Genomic DNA, 12,543 nt, shown 5'->3' with positions numbered 1-12,543 from the left:
TGCTTGCTTTAGGTACGATCGTTTAAATATTAAATAAATTTAAACAATTTTTCGTTTGGTTTTCTTACTTTTTTCATGTGTTGAAAATGATCTTCCTGAGAACGGTAGCCTAAAGCCAGAGTGACAGTTACTTTTTCTGTTTCAGAATTGATGTTGAGAATCTCCTCTATCATCTCCTGCCGGAAGCCTTCCATAGGGCAGGAATCTATATTTTCAATAGCGGCGGTATACATTAGATTGGCAAGTACGATATAAGACTGCTTTTCTGCCCAGTTGAAAATTTCATCCTGTGTTTTTTGGGTAATATGTTGGTTAATACTTTTTCTGAAAAGGTCGAGTTTCTCAACAGGAGTTTCCCTTACCTCAGAAATATGATTAAAATAACCGTGAATATAGCTTTCCTCAATAGTTTTCTTCGAAATGATAACAACAAGGTGCGAGCAGGTAGAAATCTGTGAGGGATTATAGAAAGCCGGAATTAATTTCTGCTTCATTTCCTCGCTTTCAACTACCAGTATTTTGTATGGCTGAAGCCCAAGTGAACTGGCAGACAACTTTCCTGACTCTAGAATATTGTGCAGGATGTCCTGGGGAATAATCTCATGATTAAATTTCTTCACAGAATATCTTCTGCTTAAAGCTTCCAAATAATTCATAGGGCAAATTTAAGAATAGAATGCGAATAAAGTGCGTTTATAATGAAATATATCCTTTTATAAAAATAAAAAGATCACTCCAAATTTGGAGTGATCCCGGTATTTAAAAAATAATCAATTTTAATTTACTCTCTGTTTTTTACCATAATCCAGCCTGAGAATTTGATTGGGGTATTCTTGCTGTTATTTTCATTCCATGTGATAGAATACCAGTAATTTCCTGTCGGAACTTTTTTGCTTCCATTAGTGGTGCCGTCCCAGACATATCTGTTGGACTTATCAGCCTGGAAAAGCTTATACCCATATCGGTCGAAAATTCCGATTTCCAGATTCTTTTTATTGGAAAGTGCTGAATAATCAATAGCGTCGTTTACGCCGTCTCCATTTGGAGTGATCACGTTGATAATATTAGGAACCGTGATGTCGATCTGAATAGGCTCACAATCATAGTTGTCCTTTACATAAATCTTAGTTTCACCTCTGGGAACATTTGAAAATATATTGGAATCCTGCCATTGTATATTATCCATTGAATATTGGTAAGGCGGTGTTCCTCCGTTAACAAAGACAGTTACGGTGCTTCCTGAAATATCAATATTGGTAACCACGGGCTGCTCTGAAGCATATACCTTTACGGTCTGCAGTGTAATACAGTCTCCGGTTTTTAATTTTACCCAGTAAGTTCCTACACCTACATTGGTGATGGCCTGTGTCGTTGCTCCTGTGCTCCATTGGTAACCATTGAATCCAGGGCCTGCATCCAGTGTAGTTTTGTCCTCAATACAGATGATTTTGTCCTTTAATACGCTGGATGAAACCGGAGATAAGACGGTGAGGGTAACTTTTGCAATAGAATAACATCCCTGCGCATTGAATACTTTTATATAAATGACCCCGGATGGAGCAGTATATGCTAAGAAATTTAAAATTTCATTCGTTCCGTTTTCAGCATCTGTAAGGGATGGATAATATTTTTTTATTGCTCCCGTCAATACTGTTACCGGTGCATTGCTTAAATTGAATGTTCCCAGTGAAGGATTGGTTTCAAGGAAGCATGTTCTTAATGATGCATCGGTAACGACCACAACCGGATTGAGATTCAGGGTAACTTTTGCTACACTCACACATCCCTGGGGAGTGGTCACTTTTGCAAATAATATGGCCGCTCCTGATGCGTAAGCTGTAGGATTGGGAATCTGGTTGATCCCTGCATTCAGGTCTGACATTGTATTGTAAAATTCCATTGTACAACCAGGAACTGTTGTTAAAGCAGCTGTGGTAAGGTCAAATGTTGCAGTACCCGCATTATTGTTGTTACATCCTGTAAGCGAAGCATCAGTGGCTGCAAACGGAGTGGGGTTCAGCTGTATGACTCCGTCTCCATTATCGCAGAGTGTAGAACTTGGATCTTTAATGACTACTTTAATTGTAGTGTTGCCAGAATACGGGAAATTTGAAGGATTGGCAATAGGTGTTGAACTTCCTAAAACATAATAGGTAAATATGTAATTTGCCGGATTATTAACAAATTGAGCATTGAAAGACGTTAGGTCCACAGTTCCGGTACCGGTTGCAGGATTGGTACATACAAATGGAGTTACTGTAGCATTCAGAATGGGAACTTTGTCTACAAACACTTTTACATTTTTGATGGAATGTCTTGCGCTGGCACCTCCTGTAGCTGCCGAAAATCCAAAGTATCCCTGTGACATTCCAATGGCAGCGCCCGAAGGAGCGAATGACTGGTCCGCAATAAGAACACCGTCAATTTTTATTTTAATGATCCAGTTCGTAGGGTTGGTAAGGTCTGTTTCACCGTTTACTTCTACGTGTTTATAGTTTGGTCCTACGAATGGCTGAGTAGGGTTGAGGTCCGGAGAATGAAATGTACTGCCGGGTGTTGTGTTATATTCAATATTGTTTCCGGCTGTATTGTTGGTGCCATAAAGAACGTGTACTTTACTCATCTGTCCTTCCGTGGTATTATTGAAAATATCAAATCCTACCATCAGTCCGGAAGCATTTCCGGGAATTCCAAGTCCACCACCGGATACGAATCCTGTCGGCGGATTGGCAAGATACCAGAAAGTAAATCCGTCTCCTCTTCCGAATTGTGTTGTTCCGTTTCCGTCAATTCTAAAGTCAAATTCTACCTTCCATTTGTCACAATAACTTAATGTGATAGGGGTAGCCAGTTTTATAGCGCCATACAGGTTTCCGTTATCGGTTGTAAGCCTGATGAAATCTGTATCAACAGCTGCATTTGAAACAAGGTCCCAGCCCGTTGTGTTGACAGGGTTTCCTGCAAGCTGATATGTTTGTGAAAACAGCTGACCTGAAAAGCATAGAAAAATAGTTAAATAATAAAGGAGTAGTTTTCTTTTCATATGAAGCGATTAGTTTTTGAGGTTATTCCTGTAAATATATTTATTTTATTTTCTAATATATAATGTATAATTGTCAAATGATTAACAAAAATTGTCAATTTTATAAGTAATTTTTAAAATTTATATGAAATGGTTAAAAATAAAATATATCTTATTTATTAAGTTAAGATATGATAAGCCTTGATCCCACAAGCCCAATCCTATTAAAAAATCACTCCGGTGAAGGAGTGATTTTGTATGAAAAGCTATTATTCTCTGTTTTTTACCAATACCCAGCCTGAATATTTCGTAGGAGTATTGTTTTTATCATTTTCATTCCATGAAATAGAATACCAGTAAGTCCCCGTGAGGATCTTTTTGCCGAAGGCAGTTCCATCCCATTTGAAATTTCTTGTTTTATCGGCTTCATAAAGTTTATTGCCATATCTGTCATATACTATAAAAACCAGATTTTTCTTATAGGCCAATGCGGAATAATCAATAAAGTCATTCACGTTATCGCCGTTCGGTGTAATGGCATTGATCAGATTGGGAACGGTGATCTGAACTTCAACGGGTGAACAGTTGTAAAAGTCTTTGACAAAAACTTTTACCTCTCCTCTGTGCAAGCCTGTAAATATATTTGAATCTTGCCAGTCGATACCGTTTAAAGAATATTTATATGGTGGAGTGCCTCCTGAAACATTCACAGTTACCGTTGTATTATGAATATCAATGCTTGAAATAACAGGGTTTGCCGAAGCAATAACCTTCACGGTCTGCAATGTAATACAGTTTCCTGTTTTTAGCTTTACCCAATAAAGACCGACACCTACTCCCTGTATAGAAGGAGTAGTTGCTCCGGTAATCCATTCGTAGCCATCAAAGCCCGGACCTGCATCCAGATCAGTTCTTCCGTCAATGCAGATAATTTTATCTTTTAAAATGTTTGATTTCACTGGTGAAAGTACAACGAGGTTAACTTTTGCTATAGCGAAACATGCGTTTGAGTCAGTTACCTTTACATAGACTGCAGTACTCACGGACATATATTGAGATGGATTGACAATCTCATTGGTTCCGCTTAATGCATCTGCTACGCTTAAATAATATTTCTTTGTAAACCCGCTCGTCAGTGTCGTCACATTGGCTGAAGTAAGGTCAAATATGGCAGTCGTAATATTATCCTGCAGAAAGCATGACTGTAGCGTGGCTTCTTTTACCGGAGTTTCAGGATAGAATGTTAAGGTAATTTTTGCCGTACCGGTACATCCCTGCGGCGTAGTCACTTTTACATAGACTATGCCGGGTGCGGAAGTGTAAGAATTGGGATTCGTGATTTCATTGATTCCAGCATTCAGATCATTCAGTGTTTTATAATATTTTTTAGTGGCGCCAAGTACATTTGTTACATCTGCAGTATTAAGGTTGAATAATCCTATTCCTGCTTTATTGTTGTTACATGCTGTTAAAGTTTTATCGGTAAGTGTAAGAGGAGCCAGGACCAGCTGTATTTTTCCGTCCGGATTATCACATAATATTCCTGCATTGTCCTTTACAATCACAGTAACCGTAGTATTGGCATTGAATTGGAAATTAGTGGGATTTGTAATAGGTGTTGAGCCTTGCAAGTACGTGAATGTATAATTGGAAGGGTTACTAACGAATTGAGAATTGAAAGTTGTTAAATTTACAGATGCAAACCCTGTAGTCGGATTTGGACAGAAAGTCTGTGTCGCTGTACTTTGTAAAATAGGAACTTTATCGGTGTAGATTTTTACATTTTTAATAGAATGTCTTGACCGTGCCCCTCCTGTAGAAGCCGAAAATCCAAAATATCCAATGGTCATAGCAGCTGCCGTGCCCGACGGGGCAAAAGACTGGTTACAGATGGTCGTACCGTCAAGTGTTATTTTTACAATCCAATTCGTAGGAATAGCCGGATCTACCTGAGCTGTTACTTCAACATGCTTATAAGTTGTTCCCTGAAAAGGTTGGGTGGTATTCAGGTCCGGTGAGTGAAAAGAGCTCCCCGGAACATTGAAGAATTCTACATTGTTGCTATCTGTTGTATTGGCAACCTGCCCGTAAGCAACATGTATCTTACTCATTGTAGCGGTAGTGGTGTTGTTGTAAGTATCAAAACCTACAATAAAACCGACTGCATTTTGGGAAACTCCAAGGCCAGAACCCAATACACTTGCAACAGGTGGGTTCGCCAGATACCAAAATGCAATTCCGTCTCCGTTGGAAGTTTGGTTAGAGTCCATTCTGAAGTCGAATTCCACTCTCCATTTATCACAATATTTTAAATTAATCTGATCATTCAGTCTTATAGATCCGGATTGGTTATTGGTATCCGGAGTAAGCTGAACAAAATCACCTAGTACCTGGGTTGGAGCAACCATGGACCATCCTGTGGTATTTACAGGGTTTCCGGTTAACTGGTAAGTTTGAGAAAACACTCCCCCTGACAAAAAAAACAGAAAGAGAGAAATGTAAGACAGTAAAGATTTATTCATTGAAGTGGAATTACTTTATTTTAGACGTTGTAAATATATTAAATCCTAACCGATTAATATGTATTTAATGTTAATTTAACTGAAAATATTAATGATTTGTCAATGAATTGTAAAATGAATAGGCGAATAGAGAATTATAAAGATGTTAATTTAGATTTTTAAAAAAGAGAATTGCTTTCCAGTCCTTCAAAATAAGTATCAACTTCCAGATCAGGTGAGCTTGCAGCTGCCACGGCAAGTTTATCGCAGAGCTCATTTTCAAAGTGCCCCGCATGGCCTTTTACCCAATGCATTTTTGGGTTGTGTTTGTTGTACATTTCAATAAATCTTTTCCAGAGATCGGGGTTTTTTACATTTTTCCATCCTCTTTTGATCCATCCTGCAATCCAGTTTTGGTTCACGGCATCAGCTACATATTTGCTGTCTGTGTAAATATGAATATCGTTCTCCGAAGACTTTAGTTTTTCCATAGCGGAAATAACAGCCAATAGCTCCATTCTGTTATTGGTGGTTTTTCTGAATCCTTTGGAGAATGTCTTCTGATAATTTTTTTCAGGAACACGCATAAGAATTCCATAGCCTCCTTTGCCGGGGTTTCCGCTGCATGCACCGTCGGTGTATATTTCTATTCTCAAAAGTTAAGTCTATGTAAAACTGGTATTCTGTAAAAACTAAGTTTGAAGAATGCCAAGCTGTTGTTAATTTAAAATAGTATGTTTCTAGAATGGGAAATCGTCATCATCATCAAGGTCATTCATTGAAGATCCTGAAAGCTTTGAACTGTCTGGTAAATCAAATGCAGCTCCAGGTTGAATAGTAGTTCTTATTTTATCAAAACCACTAGGCTCGTTAGATCCGAAATTAGAAGGATAACCTCCCATACCACCGTCTAATGCTGCTTCAATATCCCCGAATTTTGCAAAATGTTTTAAGAATGATAATCTGACATCGGCTGTAGCACCATTTCTATGCTTTGCGATGATCAGTTCAGCCTGATTTTCCGTTGGAGTTTCCTGGCCTTCTTCATCATTGTCCCAAACGGCAATTTTATAATATTCAGGTCTGAAAATAAAAGATACAATATCCGCATCCTGCTCAATCGCTCCGGATTCCCTAAGGTCAGAAAGCTGAGGTCTTTTTCCTGGGCGTGCCTCCACACTTCTCGATAACTGTGAAAGGGCAATAACAGGTACATTCAGTTCTTTGGCAATAGCCTTTAATGAACGCGAGATCATGGAAATTTCCTGTTCACGGTTTCCGACTCCTTTACCTCCACCTCCTGCAGTCATCAGCTGAAGGTAATCCACCATGATCAGCCTTACACCATGCTGCATCACCAGTCTTCGGCACTTTGCGCGGAAGTCGAATATGGAAAGAGAGGGGGTTTCGTCAATAAAAAGTGGGGCATTTTCAAGCTCGGATACGTTGGAGAACAGTCTCTGCCATTCTTCATCATCTAAAGTTCCCTTTCTCAGTTTTTCAGAAGAAATTCTCGTTTCTGAAGCGATCATCCTCGTGATAAGCTGTACAGATGCCATTTCCAGGGAGAAAAGCACCATCGGAATCTTATGGCCAACGGCAATATTTCTGGCCATCGACAGAAGGAATGCTGTTTTACCCATCGCCGGACGGGCTGCAATAATGATGAGGTCAGAATTTTGCCAGCCTCCCGTTTCTTTGTCAATATCCCTGAATCCGGAAGGAACTCCTGAAAGCCCTTCCTTATCTTTCAAAGATTTAATAGTATCGATAGCCTGCTTTACCAATGAATTGGCGGTGTCGAATCCTTTTTTGATCGTACCGTTGGTAATTTCAAAGAAAGATTGTTCAGCCTTATCCAAAAGTTCGAATACATCGGTAGATTCTTTATAGGATGAATCGATCACGTTGGCAGAAACATTAATCAGACTTCTTAAGATATATTTTTCAAGAATAACTCGGACATGATATTCAATGTGAGCGGAGGAGCTTACTCCCATGGTAAGATCAATAATATAATGATCGCCTCCGGCCTGGCTTAATTTATCCTCTTTTTTTAATTCCTGGATAATGGTCATAAGGTCTACAGGATGGTTGCCTTCGTAAAGTTTTAGAATTGTGGCAAAAATAACCTGATGTCTGGGATCATAAAATACTTCAGGAGTAAGGAGGTCAATAGAATGGTCAAGACCTTTTTTGTCTATCAAAAAAGTTCCTATAACCAGTCTTTCAAAATCTACAGCATTGGGTGGCATTTTTCCATCCGCAATAGACAGTTCTCTTGCAAAATTTCCGTGCGTAAGGGATGATAATGTTTCTTTCTGCGCCATGATGCAAAGATAGCTTATTTAAAAAAAATAATTAAAAAATAGTAACTAACAAGTTATCAGCAATCCTGCCTTAACCTATAGCAGTAGAACTCAAAATAAATGTTAGTAAAAATGTGGGGATCAAAAATAGAAAAATTTCAATAAGTACTATCCATCAGAATGAAAATAGTCAATGATTTTTTATTGAATAATGAAATTGAATGGTTGGTTAATAATGAAATACAAAAAAAGACCACCAGTTGTGGCAGTCTTTTTTTTATAGCTAAAAATAATCTTATTCTTTATTCTTCAACAGTATCCATCCTGAATATTTCGTTTCAGTATTGTTCTTGTCATTTTCGTTCCATGAGATCGTATACCAGTAAGTGCCGGTAGGGATTTTCTTGCCGGAAGCTGTTCCGTCCCATTTATAATCTCTCATTTTATTGGCTTCATAAAGCTTATTGCCATATCTGTCATAGACGATGAAAACAAGATTTTTCTTATAAGACAGGGCAGAGTAGTCGATCTCATCATTGATCTTATCCCCGTTTGGAGTGATCGCATTGATCAGATTAGGTACAGTAATGGTGATCTGAACAGGGGTACAGTTATAAAAATCCTTTAAGAATATTTTATTATCCCCTCTAGGAAGCCCGCTGAATGTGTTAGTCGACTGCCAGTTGGTACCATCTATTGAATACATATAAGGAGGAGTTCCACCTGAAGCGTTCACTGTTATAGTATTGTTGCTGATATCTACACTGGAGATTACCGGTTGCGAAGAGGCAAAAATAGTTACAGTCTGAAGTGTAAAACATTTCCCGGTTTTCAGCTTCACCCAATAAACTCCTATTCCTGCGTTATTGATAGATTGTGTGGTAGCGCCGGTGCTCCATTCGTATCCATCGAATCCAGGCCCTGCATCCAGTGTTGTTTTTCCTTCCGCACAAATCGTTTTGTCTTTCAGCACAGCAGATTTTACCGGAGGGAGAACTTTCAGTGTGATTTTGGCAATAGAATAACACTGATTGGCATTGGTAACTCTTACATACACTTCAGTACTTGTCGTAAGGTAAGCGGTCGGATTACCAATAGGATTAGTTTCGGCTTTAGCGTCGTTTAAGGTCTTATAGAATTTTTTTGTCTGTCCTGCTACAGCGCCTACATTAGCTGTTGTCAGGTCAAATTTAGCCTGCATGATATCATTTTCAATATAACATTCTTCCATTAGTGCATCCCTTAGGGCAACAACGGGATGATATGTTAATGTTATTGTTGCTATAGCTGTACATCCGAATGCGGAAATCAGCTTAACATATATTGTTGTAGGAGCAGAAACGTAATCGGTAGGATTGGTGATTTCGTTAGTGTCAGCATTCAGGTCAGCAAGAGTAGGGTAGTATTTTTTAGTAATAGGGCCGGTAAATACATCTGCTGTTGTCAGGTCAAATTTTCCTGTTCCTTCGCCATTATTGTTACAGGCAAAAATACTGGCATTTTTCCCGGTAATGCTGGCGTTTACAAATTTGAATTTACCACTGATAAAACATTTGTTGACGGCGCTATTCGGGTTGTTTGGGTCAAAATAACGGATTCTGTAGTAATAAGTGGTCGTTCCGTTTACTGTAGCAATGGTAAGAGGATCTTCTCCTGTTACAACATCGTTGGTATTGTCATGGTAAGTAACCAGGAAATTGGGATTATTTCCATTGATAATACCAGGTGTAAGCGTAGTGAAGTTAAATTGTGATGGCAGTCCGCAAACCATAACCGTTGAAGGATCTGTCGGGTTAGCCGCAGGAATTCCCGGCGGGATAAAAGGATTAGGAGCAAGAACCGGATCATTGAACGCAGAGCTTAAGGTAGCTGTACCACCCCAGATCAGCTTGAACCCGTCGTCAGAACTTTCGAAATTGTCAACAATAAGATAATAGGTTTCTCCAGCCTGTACCTGCATATAAGGACTCCATTCTCCCTGGTTTCCTGCGGTTCCGGTACCATTGGGGGCTCCTGGAGGCGGGATAGTCATGCTGAGTCCGGTATCCCCATTGGGTACCCTTCCTGCATAATTACACCTGATTGGCGTTACAAAGGTGTTGTTGGTGTTCAGAGATGTGCACCCGTTGGTGGTAGGACCGTATACTGCAAAATCGTAATCATCTGAATTAACGTTTGGATCGATAGTGAATGATAGAGTTCCTGATGTTGCTATCGTAAAAGTATACCATACTGAGTAATTTTCATCTCTGCCCAGGCATCCGTTTGCTGACAGCTCCTCTTCTATATTTCCATGCCCTGAGGGCGTGTATGAGATATCCGAGTTTCCACAGAGCGGAATGGCTGTAACACAGTCGGACTGTGCGTAAAATACCTGAGCTATAAATAAAATTAAAAGGAGTAATGTTTTTTTCATGTTTAAAATGATTTTGTGAAACAAGATTTGAGTAAATAAAGTTATCAGCATTTATGTTAAAAAACCGCCCCGTAGAGCGGTTTTATTTTAACAAGAGTTATTCTCTATTTTTTACCATTACCCATCCTGAGAACTTGAATGGCGTATTCTTTTTATCATTTTCATTCCAAGTGACAGAGTACCAGTATGTTCCCGTAGGAATTTTTTTGCCGGCAACTGTTCCGTCCCATTTATATCCATTAGACTTATCTGCCTGGTGGATCTTGGTTCCGTATCTGTCAAAGATGCTGAATATAAGTCCATTTTTGCCAGATAATGCTGAATAATCTATTACATCATTTACACCGTCTCCGTTTGGAGTGATCACATTGATAAGATTAGGCACCACAACTGTTATCTCAATAGGTTCGCAGTCATAAGCATCTTTTACATATACAGTATGGTCTCCTCTTGAAACATTGGTGAAGACATTAGAGTCCTGCCAGTTGATGTTGTCCATAGAATATTTGTATTCAGGTGCTCCGGCAATAACATTTACAGTTATAGTAGTGTTGGAAATATCAATGCTTGAAACAACCGGTTGTTCAGAAGCATATACTTTTACAGCCTGTAGTGTGATACAGTCGCCGGTTTTTAATTTAACCCAATATGTTCCTACCCCTACATTATTGATAGCTTGCGTAGTTGCTCCCGTGCTCCACTCGTAACCGTTGAATCCAGGCCCCGCATCCAGTGTTGTTTTATCCTCAACACAGATGATCTTGTCCTGAAGAACATTCGAATAAACAGGAGAAAGTACAGTTAATGTTACTTTTGCAATAGAATAACATCCCTGTGCATTAAATACTTTTACATAAATAACTCCGGCTGGAGCAGTATAGGCTAAGAAACTCAGAATTTCATTGGTTCCGTTTACCGCATCTGTTAGAGACGGATAGTATTTTTTGACCGCCCCTACTACAGTTGTTACTGTGGCATTGCTTAGGTTGAATGTTCCAAGTGAAGGATTTGTTTCAAGGAAACAAGATCTTAAAGAAGCATCAGTGACAGCTACCAGGGGATGAAACTTCAGGGTGATTTGCGCTGTTGCCGTACATCCGAATTCATTGGTTGCTTTTACATAGATTTTTCCTTCAGCAGAAACAAACTGATAGATAGCAGGACTGGTGATCTCATTCGTTCCAGCGTTCAGATCAAACAAGGTCGGGTAATACTGGAGAGTATGAGTGGGACCGGCTCCTATAGCGGCAGTGGTAAGATCGAACATGGCTGTTCCGGAACCGTTGTTGCTGCAACTTGTAAGCGTGGCATTGGTTAATGTAAATCCGCCGTCCCTGAATTTGAATTTTCCTGTAATAAAACAGCCATTCATGGGGTTTGTAGGATTCGCAGGATCCTGATATACGATCCTGTAGTAGTAAACTGATGTAAGGTTTACAACCTCTGAAGTGACAGGATTTCCTCCTGTAATGGCATCATTCGTATTTTTATGGTAAGATACTTTGAAATTTGGACTGTTGCCATTGATGATTCCTGCGCTTAGAGTAGCAAAATTGAATGGAGTGGCAAGTGAACATACCGTTACTTCATTCGGGTCTGCAGGATTAGCTGCAGGAAGTCCTGGAGTAACAAACGGAAACGGAGCCAAGGTAGGATCGTTGAATGCAGAGCTTAAACTTGCAGTACCTGTCCACGTTAGCGAGAATCCATCTGGTGAACTTCTATAGTTATCTACCACAAGATAATAAGTCTCACCAGCCTGTACGACCATATGTGGACTCCATTCAGCTTGATTTCCGGCACTTCCATTGGTGTTTGGTGGTGGTGGTGGCGGTATCGTCAGAAGTAAACCTGTATTTCCCTGAGATGAACCTGTACCATTGAAGTTACATCTTAGTGGCGTTACAAAAATGTTATTGTTATTTAAAGAAGTACATCCGTTTGTAGTAGGACCATAAACAGCAAAGTCATAGTCATCAGTATCAATGGTCGGATTAATCACAAATGCTAATGTTCCTGATGTTGACGCTGTGAAGCTGTACCATACAGAAAAGTGTTCGTTATCCGTATCACTCAGGCAGGAATTGACACCAATACCTTCCAGGACATTCCCTGGTCCCGAAGGGGTGTAAGAGATGTCCGAGTTTCCACAAATAGATATTGCACTAATACAATCTGATTGGGCATATAAGATGCGTGAGCAGATGATTAGGAAAACGAGTAATGCTTTTTTCATAAAGGGGGATTTAAAAAAGACAAATATAAAAAATTATTAAAGTTAAATTAAAGTTTTTG

Annotated in this window: 7 protein-coding genes; all 7 read right to left on the bottom strand. The window is 39.3% G+C overall.

The features are described from left to right. Positions 1-29: 29 nt before the first annotated feature. Positions 30-656: an NAD(P)H-dependent oxidoreductase gene (locus V6R96_RS01735; protein ID WP_336377814.1), complete on the bottom strand. Its 627-nt coding sequence runs from the start codon at positions 654-656 to the stop codon at positions 30-32. A 125-nt stretch (positions 657-781) separates the two neighbouring features. After that, positions 782-3,043, bottom strand: a complete 2,262-nt coding sequence (locus tag V6R96_RS01730; protein WP_111958866.1) for a T9SS type B sorting domain-containing protein — start codon at positions 3,041-3,043, stop codon at positions 782-784. 248 nt (positions 3,044-3,291) lie between these two features. Beyond that, entirely contained in the window at positions 3,292-5,544 is a 2,253-nt protein-coding gene (locus V6R96_RS01725) for a lectin-like domain-containing protein (RefSeq protein ID WP_336377813.1), read from the bottom strand. Between the two features lie 158 nt (positions 5,545-5,702). Then, complete coding sequence (gene rnhA, locus V6R96_RS01720; RefSeq protein WP_111958870.1) at positions 5,703-6,179, bottom strand: ribonuclease HI; 477 nt, start codon at positions 6,177-6,179, stop codon at positions 5,703-5,705. An 84-nt stretch (positions 6,180-6,263) separates the two neighbouring features. Further along, a complete protein-coding gene (gene dnaB, locus V6R96_RS01715; protein WP_111958872.1) occupies positions 6,264-7,853 on the bottom strand; it encodes a replicative DNA helicase in 1,590 nt (529 codons plus the stop codon). 274 nt (positions 7,854-8,127) lie between these two features. Further along, positions 8,128-10,248 (bottom strand): T9SS type B sorting domain-containing protein, encoded by a 2,121-nt coding sequence (locus V6R96_RS01710; protein WP_336377812.1) that lies wholly within the window; start codon positions 10,246-10,248, stop codon positions 8,128-8,130. 97 nt (positions 10,249-10,345) lie between these two features. Beyond that, the gene (locus tag V6R96_RS01705) at positions 10,346-12,484 is read right to left on the bottom strand and encodes a T9SS type B sorting domain-containing protein (RefSeq protein ID WP_111958876.1); all 2,139 of its coding nucleotides are present in this window, start codon (positions 12,482-12,484) and stop codon (positions 10,346-10,348) included. Between the last annotated feature and the right edge of the window lie 59 nt (positions 12,485-12,543).

It is taken from the genome of Chryseobacterium sp. CCNWLW53 (assembly GCF_037083525.1).
In the GTDB taxonomy this organism is placed as follows: domain Bacteria; phylum Bacteroidota; class Bacteroidia; order Flavobacteriales; family Weeksellaceae; genus Chryseobacterium; species Chryseobacterium lathyri.
The sequence above is the reverse complement of the archived record's forward strand: the minus strand, read 5'-3'. Positions and strand labels throughout refer to the sequence as shown.